This is a genomic window from Brevibacillus sp. AF8, assembly GCF_021270385.1.
GTDB lineage: Bacteria > Bacillota > Bacilli > Brevibacillales > Brevibacillaceae > Brevibacillus.
On the sequence record NZ_JAGQDN010000001.1, the window covers coordinates 245,179 to 268,436 of the forward strand.

The window sequence follows — 23,258 nt, forward strand, 5'->3', positions numbered from 1 at the left end:
CAATGGGGGATTTTACTGATCTATACACCTTATCCCCGCTGCAAGAAGGGATGTTGTTCCATTCGCTGTACTCTGAGGGTTCAGCCTATATGGTACAGAACATTGCCATTCTTACAGGCGAGCTTGACATCGGCAACTTTGAAAAAGCCTGGAACAAAGTGGTTCAAAGACATTCCATTTTGCGTACTGGATTCCTTTGGGAAGAAGTGGAGAAGCCACTTCAGGTGGTCTTCGAAAGTGTTCCTTTTTCCATACACCAGGACGACTGGTCACATCACACCGATGAAGAGCAAAGAACCATGCTGACATCGTTTTTGCAAAAAGAAAAAGAGGTGGGCTTCGACTTGAGCGAAGCCCCACTCATGCGAGTGACGGTCATCAAAAAGGCCAAAGATGTGCACCAGTTCATCTGGACCTTTCACCATTTGCTCTTGGATGGATGGAGCAGCCCCATTCTTTTCCAGGAAGTTCTCGATTTCTATGAGGCGTACTGCCAAGGCAAGGACTTGAGACTTCCGCAGCCAAAGCCATTCAAGGATTATATCTCCTGGCTTCGTCGTCAGGACAAGGCGGAGTCTGAAAAGTTCTGGCGCGAGTTCCTGTCGTCCGTCGAGGGTCCAACCCCTCTTCCTTTTGAATCTTATCCCTTGAGAGGTTCAGAAGAGGAAAAAGGGATTCATGAAACCACTCGAACCTTGACTGATGAAGTCTCGAAAGCTCTCTTAAAATTAGCTCGAACGTATAAGGTTACGGTCAACACCATCGTGCAAGGGGCATGGGCCATTCTCCTCAGCCGTTTGAGTGGGGAAGAAAGCGTGGTATACGGGGTAACCGGTTCCGGGCGCCCGAGCGATCTGCCAGGTGTAGAGCAGATGGTTGGAATGTTTATCAATACGTTGCCGATGAAAACGAAAGTAGAGCCTGAGCAAGCGTTGGATCAGTGGTTCAAAGAGTTGCAAAATCAGCAATCGAGAGTCCGCCAATATGAATACTCGCCATTGGTGGATATCCAGGGCTGGACGGATGTACCCCGTGGACTACCACTGTTTGAAAGTATTTTCGTTTTTGAGAACTATCCGCTAGGAGAAGGAGAAGAGTGGGAATTCGGTTTTTCCATCTCTCAGGTTGAGCACTTCCAAGAAGTAGATAATCCGCTTACGATTGTCGGGATTCCGGGCGAGCAATTTAGCATCAAAATGATATACAGGACAGACCGCTTTGAGCAGACGGCAATCGAACGGACACTTGACCAAATGGCATCCATTCTAGCTGCCATCGTGGAGAATCCGAAACAACGCTTGTCCTCTATCTCTATCCTCAGTCCAGAAGAGAGGCAGCATCTACTGGTTGAGCTAAACGATACTACGAGCGAATACCCTCGGGATAAAACCGTTCCACAACTGTTTGCTGAAACAGCGGCCCAATACCCGGATCGTATCGCTGTCGTTGCAGGGGAAGAACAGTTGACCTACGCCGAGCTGGAGGCAAAAGCCAATCAGCTTGCCAACTACTTGCAAAAGCAAGGAGTAGAAACAGGCACTTTTGTCGGGCTTTGCGTAGAACGCTCGTTAGATATGCTCGTGGGTATGCTCGGGATTCTCAAAGCGGGCGGGGCGTATGTGCCACTCGACCCTGCGTATCCAGAAGAACGCCTTGCTTTCATGCTGGCAGATGCCCATATTTCCATTTTATTGACACAGGAGCACATGTCTGACAGGTGGCAAGGACAAGAGCTTACCATTCTCAATCTCGACCAGGCTGGAGAAAAATGGGCAGAAGAAAGCACACTTGCTCCTCAAGTAGATATGACCGGCGACAGTCTCGCTTACGTCATTTACACATCGGGTTCAACAGGTACGCCAAAAGGAGTACTGGTCGTCCATCGCGGGATAGTTCGCCTGATCAAAAACACAAACTACGTGACCATTACGGAAGAGGACGTGTTCCTCCAAGCCTCCACCGTATCGTTTGACGCTGCTACCTTTGAAATTTGGGGGGCGTTGTTAAACGGAGCGAAGCTGGTGTTGATGCCGCCACATCAACCTTCCCTCGATGAACTGGGGGAGATGATTCAAAATCACAAGGTGACGACACTTTGGCTGACGGCTGGTCTGTTCACGGTCATGGTTGACCACAAGGTGGAGTACTTGCGCGGCGTGCGCCAGTTACTTGTCGGCGGGGATGTTGTTTCCACATCCCATGCACGCAAGGTGCTCTCTCTTGGCGGTACTACGGTGATAAACGGCTATGGACCGACGGAAAATACGACGTTTACTTGCTGCCATCCCGTCACGGAGCTTGCAGAAGGTGTCAACTCTTTCCCGATCGGCCGACCGATTTGCAATACCACAGTGTACGTATTGGACAAACATCAACAACCTGTCCCTCTGGGTGCAGCAGGCGAATTATATATAGGCGGAGATGGACTCGCTCTTGGCTATTTGAATAATCCGGAGTTGACCGCAGAACGTTTTGTGGAGAATCCGTTTGATCCACATGGAAGTTCTCGCCTGTACCGTACTGGTGACTTGGTTCGTTATTTGCCTGATGGCACGATTGAGTTTATCGGTCGTATCGACAATCAGGTAAAAATCCGCGGCTTCCGCATCGAGTTAGGTGAGGTGGAAGCAGCACTCAGCCTGCATCCATCTGTAAACGAAGTTGTGGTTTTGGTCCGTGAGATGAAGCCGGGCGAGAAGCATCTAACGGCGTATCTTACCGTTTCAGGAGACAACAACCTCGAAACTTCTGATTTGCGTGCATGGACAAAAACAAAGTTGCCAGAATTCATGAGGCCATCATTTTATATTTTCCTTGATGCGATGCCTTTGACGGCAAATGGTAAAATCGACCGCAAACAATTGCCGGAACCGGAATGGACAAATCCTGCTTCCGACAAAGGCTACATGGAGCCGCGCAATCAGGTAGAAGAGCTGATTGCCAACATATGGTCGCAGGTACTCGGAGTAGAAAAAGTGGGGATTCACGATAACTTTTTCGAGCTAGGTGGACATTCCCTTTTGGCGACACGAGTCATATCACGCCTGAGAGAGGCGTTTGGAATAGAGCAGACGGTGCGCTCCATTTTTGAACATCCAACCATTGCAGCATGGAGTGAACAGGGAGCAGCACTTCATTTGGGAGAAAAAGAAACGATTGGCGGATCAATTCAGCCTGTGTCAAGACAGAGCAATCTGCCGTTGTCTTTTGCCCAACAGCGATTGTGGTTCTTTGATCAATTCATGCCGGAAAGCCCGATGTACAACATCCCATCTGCCCTTCGCTTACAAGGAGAACTCGATGTAGTGGCATGGGAGAAGAGCTTACAGGCGATCATTTTGCGTCACGAAAGCTTGCGTACCACGTTCCACGAAATAGACGGACAATCCATACAAGTGATTCATCCGCATATGGACTGGAAAATGGACATTTTGGACTTGCGGGACCTATCCGCTGAACAGAAAGAACAAAAGGTAGAGCAGATGGCTGAAACCGAAACGGCCCGAGCTTTTTCCCTTGGACAGGGACCGCTGATACGTGCAACGATGATCCAAACAGATGATCACGCATATGTCTTCTTGATCAACATGCACCACATCATCTCTGATGGTTGGTCGATGGGCATCTTCTATCGCGAATTGCTTGCCAACTACGAAGCCTTCCGTAAACAAGAAACACCAGAGCTTCCAGATCTGCCGATTCAATATGCGGATTTTGCCACATGGCAGCGTGAGTGGCTGGACGGCGAAATCTTGGAACAGCAGGTTGCTTATTGGAAAGAAAAACTGAATGGAGCAGAACCGCTTCTAGCACTGCCGACAGACCGTTCGCGTCCCGCTGTGCAATCCTATAAAGGAGCCATTTACACCAAGACCTTTTCTGCGGACTTGCTTGCCAAATTGAAAGTGCTTAGCCAGGAGTCCAATTCTACCTTGTTTATGACGTTGCTGGCTGCATTCCAGACCCTTCTATACCGCTATAGTGGACAAGAAGACATCGTTGTGGGAAGTCCGGTAGCTGGACGCAATCGGCAAGAAACCGAGAATTTGATTGGATTTTTTGTCAACACTTTGGCACTGCGAACCAACGTAACAGGAGATGTCACCTTTACAGAATTACTAGCACGCGTTCGAGAAACAGCGTTGGAGGCCTATGCACATCAAGATTTACCTTTTGAAAAATTGGTCGATGAGCTACAGCTAGAGCGTAGCCTCAGCTACTCGCAGTTGTTCCAGGTCATGTTTGTCCTGCAAAACTTCCCGCTGGAGGATGCAGTAACGTCCGGCATTCAGTTGACACCACTGGATTCTGAGCGACATTTGACGACATCCAAGTTTGACCTCACATTGACGATGAGAGAGCAGGCAGACGGACTTGTGGCTTCCTTTGAGTACAGCACAGATTTGTTCGACAGATCGACGATCGAGCGAATGACTGGCCATTTGCAAAATTTGCTTGAGGCTATCATCGCCCAACCAGAGGAGTCGATTGAAAAGCTTGATCTTCTAAGGGAGAGCGAACGAAATAAACAGGTAGTAGAGCTTAATAACACAGCGAGCGAATACCCTCGGGATAAAACCGTTCCACAACTGTTTGCCGAAACAGCGACCCAATACCCGGATCGTATCGCCATCGTTGCGGGAGATGAACAGTTGACCTACGCCGAGCTGGAGGCAAAAGCCAATCAGCTTGCCCACTACTTGCAAAAGCAAGGAGTAGAAACAGGCACTTTTGTCGGGCTTTGCGTAGAACGCTCGTTAGATATGCTCGTCGGTATGCTCGGGATTCTCAAAGCGGGCGGGGCGTATGTGCCACTCGACCCTGCGTATCCAGAAGAACGCCTGGCTTTCATGGTGGCAGATGCCCAGATTTCCATTTTATTGACACAGAAGCATTTGGCTGACAAGTGGCAAGGACAAGAGCTTACCATTCTCAATCTCGACCAGGCCGGGGAAAAATGGGCAGAAGAAAGCACGCTTGCTCCTCAAGTAGATATGACAGCCGACAGTCTCGCCTATGTCATTTACACCTCCGGTTCGACGGGAACACCAAAAGGAGTGCTGGTCGTCCAACGCGGGATTGTCCGCCTGATCAAAAACACAAACTACGTGACCATTACGGAAGAGGACGTGTTCCTGCAAGCCTCCACCGTATCGTTTGACGCTGCTACCTTTGAGATTTGGGGAGCGTTGTTAAACGGAGCGAAGCTGGTGTTGATGCCGCCACATCAGCCTTCCCTCGATGAACTGGGGGAGACGATTCAAAATCACAAGGTGACGACACTTTGGTTGACGGCTGGTCTGTTCACGGTCATGGTTGACCACAAGGTGGAGTACTTGCGCGGCGTGCGGCAGCTACTTGTCGGTGGGGATGTTGTTTCCACATCCCATGTACGCAAGGTGCTCTCTCTTGGCGATATCACGGTGATAAACGGCTATGGACCGACGGAAAATACGACGTTTACTTGCTGCCATCCCGTCACGGAGCTTGCAGAAGGAGTCAGCTCCTTCCCGATCGGCCGACCGATCAGCAATACCACAGTGTACGTATTGGACAAGCATCAACAACCTGTCCCTCTGGGTGCAGCAGGCGAATTATATATAGGCGGAGATGGACTCGCTCTTGGCTATTTGAATAATCCGGAGTTGACCGCAGAGCGTTTTGTGGAGAATCCGTTTGATCCACATGGAAGCTCTCGCCTGTACCGTACTGGTGACTTGGTTCGTTATTTGCCTGATGGCACGATTGAGTTTATCGGACGTATCGACAATCAAGTAAAAATTCGCGGCTTCCGCATTGAACTAGGCGAAATCGAGACAGTGTTGCAGAGCCATCCGGCTGTAAAAGAATCATTACTCATGGTGAGAGAGGAAACTCCAGGAGACAAGCGCCTAGCCGCCTACCTCGTTTTTGCAGAGGAAAAAGAGGTTGCTCACACCGAGATGCGATCCTACCTCAAGGATAAGTTGCCAGAGTACATGATCCCATCCGCCTTTGTGAAGTTGGACAGCTTCCCACTGACACCAAACGGAAAAGTGGACCGCCGGGCGCTACCAATCCCTGACTATTCCCGAAATGAGGCGGATAGCGGTTATGTAGCACCTGCAACGGATTTGGAAATAAAATTGGCAGAAATCTGGAAAAGTGTGCTGGGTGTTGCGAACATCGGCATCTACGACAACTTTTTCGAATTGGGCGGCGACTCCATTCTCAGTATCCAGATCGTCGCAAGAGCCAATCATTCCGGAATACGCTTCACACCCAAGCAACTTTTTGAAAATCAAACCATTGCAGAATTACTGCGCGTTGTTACTGATTTTAGCCAAGAAACAGATATCAAATGGAAAAATGAACAGGGCGCTGTTACTGGAAATGTACCGCTCACCCCAATCCAAAATTGGTTCTTTGACTCCAATCAACCGTCACTGCACCACTGGAATCAGTCAGTACTTCTAACTGTTCAGCAGCCAGTAGACCTTGTTGTACTAAAGCAAACCGTCCAGAGCCTACTGGCCCATCATGATGCGTTGCGCATGCGCTTTTCACACCATGACGGCATGTGGACACAAATGATGGAAGGTCTTGAAAAGAATGTTCCATTCCGTAGCGTGGATCTTTCTAATCTCCCTAAACAGGAACAAGAGTCCAGGCTGGAGGAAATCTCACAAGAAGTACAAGCGAGCCTAAATATCACAGAAGGTCCCGTTGTACAGGCTGTGTACTTCAACATGGGCGAAGAGCAAGCTGGCCGACTGTTGCTCGTCATTCACCACTTGGTTGTTGACGGTGTATCGTGGCGTATTTTGCTGGAGGATCTTCAACATACCTATGATCAAATAGCGAACGGTCAAGACGTACAAATGCCAGCAAAGACGACTTCGTTCAAGATGTGGGCTGAACAATTAGTTGCGTATGCCAATTCAGACGCCATCCAGCAAGAAAAAGAGTACTGGCTCAAACAAGATCATCAGGCGAGTCCGATCCCGATTGATCACCTTTATGAACCGAGTCAGAACACCGAAGCGACTACCAAACAAGTAACATTCTCGTTAAACGCAGGAGAAACCCGTGCCCTGTTGCAGGAAACACTTTCTCCCTACCGTTTGAAAATCAACGATGTATTACTCGCTGCCTTAACAAAAGCGATGCACCGTTGGACGGGGGAACAGACGTTATCTTTCCATCTCGAGGGGCATGGACGCGAGGATATTTTGGCAGGAGCGGATTTATCCCGCACCGTTGGCTGGTTCACGAGTATGTATCCTGTACAACTTACACTTGACCAGACGAAACCGTGGAGCGAACTATTGAAAGCGGTCAAAGAACAGCTTCGAGCCATTCCGCAAAATGGAGTTGGCTATGGTATCCTGCGCTACTTACGTCAGGATGACGAGCTGAAAGAGCAGTTGAAGTCTCGAATGAAGCCAGAGATCAGCTTCAACTACCTCGGCCAGTTTGATCAGGTCGTTTCATCTAACTCCAAGTTTGGCATGGCTGCTGAATCGAGAGGCTCGAATCTTGCACCTGATTCCATTCGCTCGCATTTAATCGATGTAAATAGCGTCATTTCCGAAGAACAACTGCATGTCACCTGGTTTTACAACGAAAACATCCACGAGAAAAGTACGGTGGAAGCAGTTGCTCAAGATTATATGGACGCCTTGCGTGAGATTATGGCTCATTGCCGCTCGGAAGAAGCAGGGGGCTATACTCCTTCTGATTTCCCGTTATCTCGTCTGGATCAGCGTACAATCGACACGTATGTGGGGAAAGATCGTTCCATCGAGAACATCTATCCACTGACGCCGTTGCAGGAAGGCATGCTTTTCCATTCCCTGTACGAGCAAGAGGGCGGAGACTATGTGGTTCAGTTCTCCATGACGATCCATCATTTGCAAGTCGATGCACTCCAGCAAGCATGGCAAAAAGTCATCGATCGTCATTCCATTCTGCGTACCTCGTTTATCTGGGATGGAATAGTGAATCCGCATCAAATTGTCCGCAAACACGTTCGAGTGACAGTTGATGAAAGAGATCTGCGACACTTACCGACGGATAGGCAGAAAGCATCGTTAGACGCATTTTTGGAAGAGGATCGCAAGCGGAACTTCTCGATTACAGAAGCACCTCTCATGCGTTTGACTTTGTTTCGGATTAGCAACGAAACATATCGCTTTATCTGGAGCTTCCACCACGTATTACTGGACGGTTGGAGTTTGCCGCTCGTCTTAAAGGACTGGTTTGCCGCTTATTTAGCACTGGTAGATGGAAAAGACATTCAGCTTGGGGCTGTACAGCCATTTTCCCAGTATGTTGCGTGGATCCAGCGCCAAGACATGCAAGCTGCGGAACGCTTCTGGCGCAACCATCTGAAAGGGATATACGGGCCGACACAAATCAATCTCGGACAAGCACTCCAATCCACTGGAGAACCCAAAACCTACGACGAGCGCTTTATCCGATTCTCGGCCGAGTTTACCGAACAGCTGCAATCCTTTGCCCGTCAGCATCAGGTAACGCTGAATACGTTCATACAAAGTGCGTGGGGCATGATCCTCGGAGCTTACAGTGGGGAAGCAGACGTCGTATTCGGGGCAACTGGTTCAGGACGTCCAGCCGATTTGCCTGGTGTAGAAAATATGGTGGGTCTGTTCATCAATACGCTTCCGGTGCGAATCACACTCGATCCAAGCAAAACCGTTCGGGTATGGCTGCGCGAATTGCAAGAAATGCAATTGGAGATTCGCCAATATGAGTACACGCCGCTGGTTGACATCCAGAGTTGGAGCGAATTCGAGCGCAACACCTCTCTGTTCGAAAGTATTTTTATCTTTGAGAACTATCCGATTGACGAGTCTGTGAAAGAAGCGGACAGCCGTATTCAGATTTCTGATGTAGACTCTGCGGAGCAAACGAACTATCCACTTACCGTAGTATGTGGCCCTGGAAAAGAATTTGTCCTCAAAATCGTTTTTGATCAAAACCGATTCGATCCTATACGTATCGAACGTGTCCTAGAGCAAATGACTCTTCTGCTCCAATCGATGACAGCCAATCCTGATCAAACTCTGGCAGATGTGAGCATGATCAGCGAAAGCGAACAAGAGCAGGTTTTGGTCGAGTGGAACGATACGAAGGTCGATTATCCGACCGGGCTTTGTATTCATCAAGCATTTGAACAACAAGTACAAAAGACGCCCGATGCGATCGGACTCATGTACAAAGAGATGGAAATGACGTATGCCGAGCTGAATCAGCGAGCGAACCAATTGGCGCATTATCTCCTTGCCCAAGGCGTGAAACCAGATACGCTCGTCGGGATTTGCATCGAGCGCTCTCCTGAGATGATCGTCGGGATTCTCGGAGTGATGAAAGCAGGTGCCGCCTACGTTCCAATCGATCCGGCGCATCCGCTAGAGCGTATTGCCTACATGATCGAGGATTCGCAGGCAAACATCGTGTTGACCCAGCAATCTCTGGCAAGCCATTTAACTACAACGAAGGCTCAGGTAATTTGCCTTGATAGCAATGCTTTGGAAAATGAACCTGTTCACGATGTGAAGTGCGGGGTTTCAGAACAAAATCTTGCCTATGTCATTTACACATCTGGTTCCACTGGCTTGCCCAAAGGCGTTATGGTCGAACACCAAAGTGCAATGAATATGGCTCATTACCTGATTGAGTTGTTCCAAGTCCAGCCGTCTAGCCGCGTCTTGCAGTTATGTTCGTTCAGTTTCGACGTATCTGTCGCGGAGATCGTCATGGCTTTGATTTCGGGTGCGACCCTAGTCATTGAGGATCGAGAAATGCTCTTGCCAGGCCCTGAACTCATCTCTGTCTTGCAAGAAAAACAAATCACGACTGTGATGACGGTGCCCGCTGTTCTTGCGGCATTACCTGACGCCGACTTACCTGATCTGAAAACATTAGTAATCGGTGGCGAAGCGCCAAGCTATGAGCTCATCACTCGCTATGCAAATCATCGTCAATTTTTCAATTGCTACGGCCCAACGGAAGCAACCGTTTGCACCACGCTGATGCTTTTGGATACAAATCTGACGAACACGCCAATTGGCCGCCCTATCGCCAATGCGACCATCTACGTTTTAGATGCCAATCTTAAGCCCGTCCCTATAGGTGTACCAGGTGAGCTGTACATTGGTGGAAAAGGCTTGGCACGCGGTTACTGGAATCGTCCAGAGCTTACAGCGGAACGATTCGTCACTCATCCGTTTGGAGCGGAAGGCGAACGTCTTTATCGTACAGGGGATCAGGTACGCTATCTGCCAGACGGTAACCTTGAATTCCTCGGTCGTATCGATAATCAGGTGAAAATTCGCGGCTTCCGCATCGAACTAGGTGAAATCGAAAACGCATTGAGAAAGCACTCTGCGATTCGGGAAGCTGTCATTACCGTACGCGACAATCGTTTGGCTGCTTATCTGATTGCAATGGGTGACGAGAAGCCAGCTACAGAGGAGCTCGTTCTCTATCTGAAAGAGACATTGCCGGATTACATGATCCCAGCAGGCATCGTCTGGATGGAGGCGATTCCGCTTACGGTCAACGGAAAAGTAGACCACCGGGCGCTGCCTACACCGGATTGGGGACTTTTGACCACACAACAGGAGTATGTCGCACCACGCACACCAACAGAAGAAATAGTGGCGAACATTTGGACACAGGTGCTTTCCGTAGAGCAAGTCGGGATTCACGACGATTTCTTTGAACGAGGGGGACATTCTCTCCTAGCTACCCAAGCGATTTCCCGTATGCGTCAAACCTTTGGCGTAGACATGCCGCTTCGTACGCTGTTTGATTATCCGACAACGGCAGCGATCAGCGAAAAAATTACGGCATTATTACAAGGGGAAGCGGGTCTCACTGACATCTCGCTCAAGCCCGTGTCGCGTGACGAACACTTGCCGCTCTCATTTGCACAACAACGTTTGTGGTTCTTGGACAAGCTGCTGCCAGACAGTTCCGTCTACAATATCCCAACTGCTGTTCGTCTGATGGGTGAGCTAGACGTCGAGGCATGGGAACGCAGTCTCAAGCTGATCATCCAACGTCATGAGAGCTTGCGTACAACTTTCTCCGATAGGAATGGAGAAGCCGTTCAAGTCATTCACCCGCAGATTGAGTGGAACCTGGGACGAATCGACTTACGAGACTGGAACGAAGCAGAGCGAGAAGGGGAAGTATTGCGTCTCGCCATAGAAGATGCGGAACAGTCGTTTCATCTGAATCAAGGGCCGTTATTGCGCGCAAAACTGATTTGCATGGATGAACAAGCGCATGTATTTTTGCTCAATTTACACCACATCATTGCGGATGGCTGGTCCATGAGTGTATTCATGGGGGAGTTAGTCTCCATTTACGAAGCGTTATCTGCTGGGGAAACACCACAACTGGCCGAAATGCCGCTGCAATATGCAGACTATGCCACATGGCAACGCAATTGGTTACAAGGTGAGGTATTGGAGCAACAATTGGCGTACTGGAAAAAACAATTAGGCGATGCAGAACCACTTCTGAGATTGCCGACAGATCGTCCACGCCCTGCTGTTCAGAGCCATAAAGGGGCAATGCATACAATTAGGCTCCCGGAAAAACTGCTTGCCGATCTAAAAGTGCTCAGTCGTGAAGAGGGATCAACCTTATTCATGACCTTGCTAGCTGCCTTTCAGACCCTGCTCTATCGCTACAGTGGTCAAAAAGACATCCTCGTCGGAAGTCCGGTCGCAGGACGAAATAGACAGGAATTGGAGTCACTGATTGGTTTCTTCATTAACACCCTGGTAACGCGTACGGATATGTCTGGGGAACCAACCTTCCGAGACTTGCTAGCAAAAGTACGAGAGACCGCACTGGAAGCTTATGCGCATCAAGACGTCCCGTTTGAAAAACTGGTAGATGAACTGGAGCTGGAACGAAGCCTAAGCTACTCACCGTTATTCCAAGTGATGTTCGTACTGCAAAACATCCCGATGGAAGTACAAGAATTGTCCCAGATTCGCATCGAGCCTTTCCACAAAGGTCAGGAGGGTGTAAGCGCCAAGTTTGATATCACCTTGACCACCGTAGAAGCACCTGACGGACTTATTGCAACATTCGAGTACAACACTGATCTTTTTGATCCAGCAACGATCGAGCGCATGGGGAACCATTTCTCGAATTTGCTAGAGGCGATTTCGGTAAATCCGATGCAACCAGTCACAGCCATACCTCTCCTGGGCGATATGGAAAAGGAGCAGCTTCTCCATCAATGGAATGATACAAATGTACCTTTTGAACGCGAAACATGCGTGCATGAAAGGGTTGCCCGGATTGCACAAGAGTTGCCAAATCAATTAGCAGTTGTATCCGAAGAAGGGCAGATCACCTATGCAGAACTGGATGCCAAAGCGAATCAGGTAGCGAACTACCTGCAAAAACAGGGAGTATCCTCCGAAACACTTGTCGGCATTTGCGTAGAACGTTCCATCGATATGCTCATCGGTCAATTGGGAATCCTCAAAGCTGGCGGTGCTTATGTCCCAATGGACACAGCGTATCCACAAGAGCGCCTTGTATTCATGATGAAAGATGCCAATATGCCAGTTGTAGTAACCCAAGAACGACTGTTAGAGCGATTGCCGGAAGGTACTGCCTCATTCATCTGCTTGGATCGTGATTGGACTATCATATCGGAAGAGAGCAGCGAGGCGCCGAACATGGCAATGACAACAGAGAATCTGGCATATGTCATCTATACGTCTGGTTCTACTGGGACGCCAAAAGGGGTAGAGATCGAACATGCCGCCTTGTTAAATCTCATTTCCTGGCACCAACGGTCGTACAGCGTAGATTCAAATGATCGAGCTTCACAAATCGCAGGGACAGCCTTTGATGCGTCTGTTTGGGAAATCTGGCCGTACCTGACAAAGGGAGCAACGCTTTATCTCCCATCAGAAGAGATTCGTCTGGTCCCGGAGGAACTCAGAGATTGGCTTGTTGCATCGGGAATCACGATTAGCTTTTTGCCGACGCCATTGGCGGAAAGGCTGCTTACCTTGGAATGGCCTATCGACACGAAGCTGCGGTATATGCTCACAGGGGGCGACAAGCTACACGATTACCCACCAGCAACCATGCCGTTTACACTTGTGAACCAATACGGCCCAACTGAAAATGCGGTTGTCGCCACTGCAGGTGTCGTTCCGACAGAAGCTACTCATGTTTTCGCACCATCAATCGGTCGTCCAATAGACAATGTGCAGGTATACGTCCTTGATGAAAAACGAAAACCTGTGCCGATTGGTGTAGCCGGAGAGCTCTATATTGCAGGAGACAGCTTGGCACGGGGTTATCTGAAGCGCCCCGATCTGACCAAAGAGCGGTTCGTAGCCAATCCATACTCACAAAAACCAGGAGCGCGCATGTACCGAACGGGAGACCTGGTTCGTTACCTGCCAGATGGAAACATAGATTTCATTGGCCGCGCTGACGATCAGGTGAGCATTCGAGGATTCCGGGTCGAACTGGGTGAAATTGAAACGGCTCTGTACACTCATCCGGCAGTAAAAGAAACCATCGCCCTCGTGCGAGAGGATACTCCGGGCGTAAAACGACTCGCTGCCTACGTTGTACTTGGAGAAAATCAAGAAATTCAAGCAAGTGACTTCCGTAGCTATCTGAAGGAAAAGCTGCCTGAGTACATGGTGCCAGCTGCATTTGTCATCATGGATAACCTGCCGCTGACCCCAAACGGTAAGGTAGACCGACAAGCATTGCCTGTACCTGATTTCTTACACAACGAAACAGAAGGCAGTTTTGCTGCGCCGACAACTGCTATAGAGGCTACGCTTGCAGATATATGGAAAAAAGTCCTAAGTATTGACAACGTTGGTATTTATGACAACTTTTTCGAGTTGGGTGGAGACTCCATCTTGAGTATCCAAATTGTTTCTCGAGCCAATCAGGCTGGAATTCGTTTGACACCGAAACAACTCCTGAGAAATCAAACCATCGCGGAACTGGCAAGTGTCGTGACAGAGATTGGCGGCTTACAAGCAGTAAAAATCCAAGCAGAACAAGGCATCGTGACGGGAGAGGTACCGCTCACGCCAATTCAATCGTGGTTCTTCACGACTGAACAACCGTCGATCCATCATTGGAACCAATCCTTGCTTTTGACGGTCCAACAACCTGTTGACCTGACTGTTCTAGCGCGTGTCATCGAGAGTCTGCTCACGCATCACGACGCATTACGTATGCGTTATATCCATACGGAGCAAGGCTGGACCCAACATATCGAGGGACTTCCTGAGACCATTCCATTCCGTAGTGTGGACCTGTCCGCTGTTCGCGAAGAAGAACAAGCCGATCGTCTGGAGCAAATCGCAAACGAGGTGCAATCTAGTCTACATGTAAGTGAGGGACCCGTTTTCCAAGCGGTGTACTTCCATCTTGGAGCGGACCAACCTGGTCGTCTGCTGATTGTTGCCCACCATCTGGTGATTGACGGTGTGTCCTGGCGCATTTTGCTAGAGGATCTGCAAACTGCTTACGAGCAATTGGTAAACGATCAACCGGTATCATTCCCAGCGAAAACGACTTCATTCAAGTCATGGGCAGAGCAATTGCAATCCTATGCGAATTCCGAAGCGATCGAGCCGGAAAAAGCGTTCTGGCTGGGTCAAAGTGATGAAGTGAGTCCACTTCCCATTGACCGTGCCTTCGAGCCAAGCCAAAACACAGATGCAACCTCCAAACAAGTCAGTCTTGCGCTTACTATCGAAGAAACTCGTGCGTTGCTGCAGGATACCCTTTCGCCTTACCGCCTGCAGATCAATGATGTATTGCTTACGGCTTTAACCAAAGTAATGAATCGGTGGACAGGTGAAAAAACAGTAGCTGTTCATCTGGAAGGGCACGGACGAGAGGAAATTATCGAAGGAGCAGACTTATCCCGTACGGTTGGCTGGTTTACGAGCATGTACCCGGTACAGCTTTCGATTGATCCGTCGAAGACATGGGGCGACGCTTTGAAAGCGGTCAAGGAACAGCTTCGTCTCATTCCAAAGAAAGGTGTAGGCTACGGCATCCTCCAATACCTGAGTCAGGATCAGGAGTTGAAAAAATGGCTAGGTGAAAAGACGAAGCCAGAAATCAGCTTCAACTACCTCGGACAGTTTGATCAGATCGTACAAGCCGAATCGAGATTTGGCATGGCACAAGAATCAAGAGGCTCCAATCTGGGGAAAGACACAAGACGCCAGCACCTGATTGATGTAAACAGTGTCATATCCGGCGAACAACTCCATGTCACATGGATCTATAGCGAAAACATTCACGAGGAAAGCACGATTCAAGAGCTTGCGTGCAACTATCTGGAAGCTTTGCGCGAGATCATGGCGCACTGCCAGTCCGAAGAAGCAGGCGGCTATACACCATCTGACTTCCCGCTAGCGCGAATGGATCAACGGGCTATCGACAAGCATCTGGGACAGGATCGCCTGATCGAGAACGTGTATCCACTCAGTCCATTGCAAGGTGGCATGCTGTTCCACTCCCTGTACGAACAAGAAGGGGGAGACTATATTGTTCACTTTGCCATGACGATGGAGGGCTTGCACGTCGATGCGTTTGAACAGGCGTGGCAAAAGGTAGTGGATCGTCATCCAATCTTGCGTACCTATTTTGTTTGGGAAGGTTCTGAGGCTCATCAGATTGTACGCAAACAAGTAAAAGCAACTGTAGAAAAAATCGACCTTCGTCATTTGACAACGGAGCAGCAAAAAACGGAGCTGGCCCACTACCTAGAAGCTGACCGCAGACGAAATTTCGAGATTGCGTCTCCACCACTCATGCGTTGGACGTTGTTCCACTTACGTGAGGGAGTTTATCGCTTCACTTGGAGCTTCCATCATGTACTGCTTGATGGTTGGAGCGTCCCGATTGTACTAAAAGACTGGTTTAGTGCTTATGTGTCCCTAGCAGAAAACAGAGAGGTTTCGTACAGCTACGTCCAACCATTCTCTGCGTATATCGATTGGGTACAGCGACAAGACTTGAGTGCTGCCGAACATTTTTGGCGTGAACAGCTAAAAGGCTTCCACGAGTCAACCCCATTAGCGATGAGTAACCACTCAGGCGTCCGGGAAAATACGCTGAAAGTGTACGAAGAGAAAGAAATTCGCTTATCAGCGGAAATGACTTCACGTTTGCAAGCCTTTGTCCGTACTCATCAGCTGACCTTGAATACGCTTGTCCAAGGAGCATGGGCTCTCATACTGAGCCGATACAGCGCAACGGATGATGTCGTCTTCGGTGCAACCGTTTCCGGTCGTCCGGCTGATCTGCCTACCGTAGAGGGCATGGTAGGTCTCTTCATCAACACCCTGCCGATTCGTGTTTTTATAGATGCGAACAAATCGGTGCGGGAATGGCTACGCGAGATTCAAGAACATCAAGTGGAGCTTCGTCAGTTTGAGTACACGCCGTTGGTTGACATCCAAGGCTGGAGTGAAATAGCTCGTAATGCTGCCCTGTTCGAGAGCATCTTCATTTTTGAGAACTACCCGATTGGTGAATCGGTAAAAGATGAACACAATCAGCTGCAATTATCTGATGTGGAGACGATGGAACAAACGAATTATCCAATTACCGTCGTCTGCGGTCCGGGTAAAGAGTTCATCCTTAAGATCAAATACGACCAAAGCAGATTCGCGTCTGAAAATATCGAACGAGTTCTGCACCAGATGTCTCACTTGCTCGAATCCATGATGGCTAAGCCTGAACAGTGCTTGGCAGAGGTGTCGATGATCAGTGAAAGCGAGCTCCAGCAAGTAGTAGTCGAATGGAATGACACGCGCGTAGATTATCCGACCCAGCTATGCATACATCAGGCATTTGAGAAACAAGTGGAAAAGACCCCTGATGCGATTGCACTCGTTTACAAGAAGAAGGAGCTGACCTATGCCGAGCTGAACAACCGTGCAAACCAGCTGGCACACAGGTTGATTGCATCGGGAGTACAACCGGACAAGCTAGTTGGCATTTGCGTCGAGCGTTCTTTCGAGATGATCATCGCTTTCCTCGGTGTAATGAAAGCAGGGGCAGCTTATGTGCCAATTGATCCGGCGCATCCGCAAGATCGCATTGCCTACATGATCGAAGATTCGCAGGCGAACATTTTGTTGACGCAAGTATCGCTGAAAGACATGCTACCAGTTCCTTCTAAACAGATCATTTGCCTCGATAGCGATGAACTGGCAGAAGAACCTACCACAAACGTGGATAGCAGCGTCCATGAGCATCATCTCGCGTACGTCATCTATACTTCTGGATCAACCGGTTTGCCAAAAGGGGTAATGGTCGAGCACCACTCCGTTATCAATTTGACACATGCCCTGATCCATTCGTTCCAAATCGATGCGACGAGCCGGGTTTTGCAATTCACATCCTTTAGCTTTGATGTTTCAGTCTCCGAGATCGCTATGACCCTGCTCGCTGGTGCCACGCTCGTCTTGGAGGATCGCGAATTACTTTTACCTGGTCCGGAGTTGATCCAAGTCCTGCAGGAACAACGCATCACGACCGTGACAATGGCTTCCTCTGTAGCATCGGCATTGCCACAAGCGGATTTGCCAGACCTGAAGACTCTGATTGTCGGCGGGGAAGCGTTAAGCCGAGAGCTTGTTGCTCGTCACGCCAAGGATCGCCAGCTCTTTAACTGCTATGGACCAACAGAAACAACTGTCACCGCTACTCTCGTACGTTGTGAGAATAACGGCCAAATTCCATCAATCGGCCGACCCATCGCCAATGTGGAAGTGTATGTACTGGATGCATACCTGCAACCTGTGGCAATAGGCGTACCAGGCGAGTTGTACATCGGCGGAAAAGGAATAGCCAGAGGGTACTGGAATCGTCCTGAGCTTACGAAAGAACGCTTTATCAATCATCCGTTCGGTAAGGAAGGAGAACGCCTCTATCAGACTGGCGACCTGGTTCGCTATACGGAAGACGGACAGATCGAATTCCTCGGACGAATCGACGACCAAGTCAAAATTCGCGGTTATCGAATCGAGCTGGGCGAAATCGAAAATAGACTCAGGCAACATCCGGCTGTTCAGAATGTCGTCGTTATCGCGCGTGAGGATCGAAAAGGAGACAAGCGTTTGGCCGCTTATCTCGTTGCAGCAAACGAACAACAACCGAGTGATGCTGAGCTTATCCACTACCTGAAAGAGACCCTACCGGAATACATGGTTCCAGCAGGTTATGTATGGATGCCAGAGATTCCACTCACGGTCAACGGGAAAGTAAATCGCCGTGCCCTTCCAGCACCGGATTGGGGACAGGGGGAAACAGAAAAGGAATATGTGGCACCGCGTACTCCAACAGAGGAAATCGTTGCCCATATTTGGTCGCAGGTTCTTTCCGTTGAGGGAATTGGAATCCACGATGACTTCTTTCAACTGGGTGGACATTCACTCTTGGCTACCCAGACCGTTTCCCGCCTGAAAGAAACATTTGGTGTGGAAGTACCACTCCGTGCCTTGTTCGATAATCCTAGCGTGGCACAAATGAGCGAAAAAGTAACCGGACTACTGGAAGCCAAATCGAATGTTGCCAGCATTCCACTCGTACCCGTTTCTCGCGACCAGCATCTACCGCTCTCCTTTGCCCAGCAACGCTTGTGGTTCTTGGATCGCTTAATGCCGGACAGCGCCTTGTACAACATCCCGTCTGCCATGCGGATGCAAGGACACCTCAACATTCATGCATGGGAACGCAGTCTGCAGATGATCATCGAGCGGCACGAGAGCTTGCGAACAACCTTCACTGACATCAACGGGGAAGCGATACAGGTCATTCACCCAGAAATCGCGTGGAGCCTGGGCAAGATTGATTTGCGTGATCTACCAGAAGAAGAGCGTGACACCGAGGTACACCGCCTGGAGAGAGAAGAGGCAACCAAACCATTTGACCTACGTACAGGACCGTTACTGCGGGCAACGATCATCCAGATCGGCGAAGAGAAATTCGTCTTCCTGCTAAATTTGCACCATATCGTATCTGACGGCTGGTCGATGAACATTTTCATAAGAGAGCTGGTTGCGATTTATGAAGCGCTTTGCAAGGAAGAAACGCCGCAACTCACCGACATGCCACTCCAATATGCAGACTTTGCAGCTTGGCAGCGTGAGTGGTTACAAGGAGAGGCGCTGGAGCAACAACTCGCATACTGGAAAGCAAAACTGAGTGGCAGTGAGCCGCTATTGGCCTTACCAACAGACCGTCCGCGTCCACCTGTACAGACATACAATGGAGCCTTATACACGACGAGTTTCCCGACCGAGCTTGTGGAAAAATTACACGCGCTCAGCCGACAAGAAGGCGCCACGCTCTTTATGACCTTGCTCGCAGCATTCCAAATCCTGCTTCATCGCTACAGCGGGCAAGACGACATTATCGTCGGAAGTCCGGTTGCTGGACGCAATAGACAAGAAACGGAGTCATTAATTGGCTTCTTCATCAACACGCTGGCGATGAGAACCGATATGTCTGGCGCTCCAACCTTCCGTGAACTACTTGCAAGAGTGCGCGAGTCAGCACTGGAAGCATATACCCATCAAGACCTGCCCTTTGAAAAGTTAATAGATGAGCTGGAGCTGGAACGTAGTCTAAGCTATTCGCCGCTCTACCAAGTCATGTTCGCTCTGCAAAACTTTGAAATGAAGACGCATGAGCTTGAAGGCATTCAGATTGCTCCGTTTGAAAGCAAGAGCCAAGAAGTGATGTCAAAATACGACATCAGCTTGACGATGGCAGAAACGCCAAACGGCCTGATCGCTACGTTTGATTACAATACCGATTTGTTCGACCAAACAACGATGGAGCGAATGGTGAACCATTTCCATCATGTACTGGAGGGAATCGTCGCCCAACCAGATCGATCGATCATGGCGCTACCATTGCTTCGTCCGGATGAACGTGAACAGCTTATACTTGCGTGGAACAACACAGTTGCCAATTACACGTATGAGAAGACAGTACACGAGCTAGTTGCCGAAATGACAAGGAACATGCCTAATCAACTGGCAGTCGTCTCCAGCGAAGGCTCGCTCACCTACGCAGAACTGGATTCGAAAGCGAATCAGCTGGCGAACTACTTGCATCAACAAGGGGTTACGCCAGAGACACTCGTTGGTATTTGCGTGGAACGCTCTCTCGAGATGCTGATCGGCCAATTAGGGATTCTCAAAGCAGGCGGCGCGTTTGTTCCGATGGATCCATCTTATCCAAAGGAGCGCCTTGCCTTCATGATGGATGACACGAACATGCCGATCGTATTAACCCAGGAACGCTTGCTTGAAGCATTGCCAACAGGTGATGCAACGTTTATTTGTCTCGATATCGATTGGGATTTGATTGCCAGTGAGAGCACGGAATCACCCGAAATTACGACGACAACGAACAATCTCGCTTATGTCATTTACACTTCTGGTTCTACCGGAACACCAAAAGGCGTGGAAATCGAGCAACGTGCTCTGTTGAATCTCATCTATTGGCACCAGCACGCTTACAACGTCACGCCAGAAGATAGGGCATCACAAATCGCCGGAACGGCCTTCGATGCCGCTGTCTGGGAAATTTGGCCGTATCTGACGGCTGGAGCCACCCTGTATCTGCCACAAGAAGAGATTCGTCTCGTACCGGAAAAACTGCGTGATTGGCTCGTCGACTCAGGAATCACGATCAGCTTCTTGCCAACACCATTAGCAGAGAGCTTGATGTCTATTGAATGGCCGGCCGATACTGGTTTGCGCTACATGCTGACAGGCGGTGACAAACTGCATCACTATCCATCGGCTCATCTGCCATTTACATTGGTGAATCAGTATGGACCAACGGAAAATGCCGTGGTAGCTACAGCAGGCATCGTTCCTGTACAAGCTGGTCAGATAGCCGCACCCACAATCGGACGCCCAATCGACAATGTGCAAGTATACGTTCTTGATGCAAAACTGCAACCTGTGCCGATCGGTGTTGCAGGCGAACTGTACATCGCAGGGAACAGCTTGGGGCGCGGGTATCTAAAACGTCCTGATCTGACACAAGAACGCTTCGTCGAAAATCCGTTTGCGCACATTCGAGGGGCAAAAATGTACCGCACAGGAGACCTTGTCCGCTACTTGCCGGACGGCAACATCGAGTTTATCGGTCGTGCCGACGATCAGGTGAGTATCCGTGGTTTCCGTGTCGAGCTGGGCGAGATTGAAACCGCCCTGTACACGCACCCTTCTGTCAAAGAAACAATCGTCCTTGCCCGCGAAGATATGCCAGGTGTCAAACGACTGGCCGCGTATGTCGTGCTTGAAGAAGGGGTAGAGGACCAAGCAGGCAACTTTGACAGCTACCTCAAAGAAATACTGCCGGAGTACATGGTGCCAGCTGCATTCGTCATCATGGATGCTCTGCCACTCACTCCAAATGGCAAAGTAGACCGTCGTGCATTACCTGTACCGGAGTACAAAGTAAGTAATGGAGAATTCGTTGCTCCGGAGACGTTCGCCGAGAGAGTATTGGCCGAAATATGGAAAAAGGTTCTAGGCGTAGAGCAAGTCGGAATTCACGATAACTTCTTCGAACTCGGTGGTGATTCGATTCTAAGCATTCAGATCGTGGCCCGTGCAGCACAATCTGGAATTCGCTTGTCACCGAAGCTCTTGTTCGAAAATCAGTCGATTGCCGAGTTGACACAAGCGATTGGGGAGTCGGTTAACATTTTCGCCGAGCAAGGCATCGTCACAGGGGAAGTACCACTTCTGCCGATTCAGCGCTGGTTCTTCGAGCAAAAATTGGCAGATCGCAACCACTGGAACCAATCTGTACTTTTAACGGTCAAACCGATCGATCCGGAAATTTTGAGACAAGCTTTTTATCACTTGCTCGGTCATCATGATGCCCTCCGCCTCCGTTTCTACCATCAGGATGGAAAATGGAAGCAAATCAACGAGGACTGGACAGATATCATTCCATTTACCGTAGAGGAATTGGGTCATTTGCCGCATGAAGAGCAAGTGAAGCGAATCGGGGAAATCTCTGAGGAAGCTCAGGCTAGCTTGCATCTCTCGGAAGGTCCGTTGCTCCGTGCCGTCTACTTTGATTTGGGCAGTGAACAGGAAGGCCGCTTGCTAATCGTCATTCACCACTTGGCAGTCGATGGTGTGTCTTGGCGCATCATCACGGAAGACTTGAATAAGGCAAGCATCCAGCTGCTACAAGGCAAGCAGGTGCAGCTGCCGCCAAAAACCAGCTCGTACAAGTATTGGGCTGAAAAATTGACGGAGTACGCCCAATCGGACAGCCTGCGAGAGGAAGCAGATTATTGGTTAAGCAGCCTCGATACAGAAGTAAACGCTCTGCCAAAAGATTATGAGAACGGAAAGAACCGCGAGCTTACTGCAAAGATGGTTTCTGTTGCACTTACGCAGGAAGAAACCAAAGTGCTTTTACAGGATCTGCCTTCGATCTACCAAACGCAGATCAATGATGTCTTGCTCACTGCATTGGCAGAAGCCATTTTCGTCTGGACTGGAAATCAAACCTCCCTCGTCCATTTGGAAGGGCACGGACGTGAAGAGCTTTTTGACGATGTCGATCTATCGCGTACCTTGGGATGGTTCACGAGCATGTATACCATCCTCTTGGATACGAGGGGAACTACCTCTCTCAAAGAAGCGCTACAAACGACCAAAGAACAGCTGCGTAGCATTCCGAACAAGGGGATCGGCTATGGAATTCTCCGTTACCTGAACGAGGAAACGACTGAAACGTTCAAGTCTTTGCCAAAAGCAGAGATTAGCTTCAACTACCTCGGTCAGCTTGATCAGACAGCCGATGACACAGAATCCTTGTTTGGCTTTGCAAACGAAGCAAGAGGCGACAACTTCAACCGCAACTCGGAACGTCAGCACCTGCTGGATTTCGGTAGCTCTGTCGTTGGGGGACAATTGATTGTAACGATCGCCTTCAGTGAAGAGATTTATCGCAAAGAAACCGTCAAAGATTTAGTTGATTACTATGTAAGCGCGCTACGACAATTGATCGAGCTAGGTCAGACGGAGACGACCTCAACACCAACAACAAGTGATCTGTCCGAATTCGGTTGGGATGATGAAGAGATTGCCGACTTACTTGATCTCATCCAAGACAAGTAATGAATACAAACTGCATAGAGGCGTCAACCACGGCGCCTCTAT

The 23,258-nt window shown here is 49.4% G+C and carries 1 protein-coding gene; it reads left to right on the top strand.

The window, feature by feature from the left end:
* Positions 1-2 precede the first annotated feature (2 nt).
* A complete protein-coding gene (gene lgrC, locus KB186_RS28225) occupies positions 3-23,216 on the top strand; it encodes a linear gramicidin non-ribosomal peptide synthetase LgrC (protein WP_255688276.1) in 23,214 nt (7,737 codons plus the stop codon).
* Positions 23,217-23,258 lie beyond the last annotated feature (42 nt).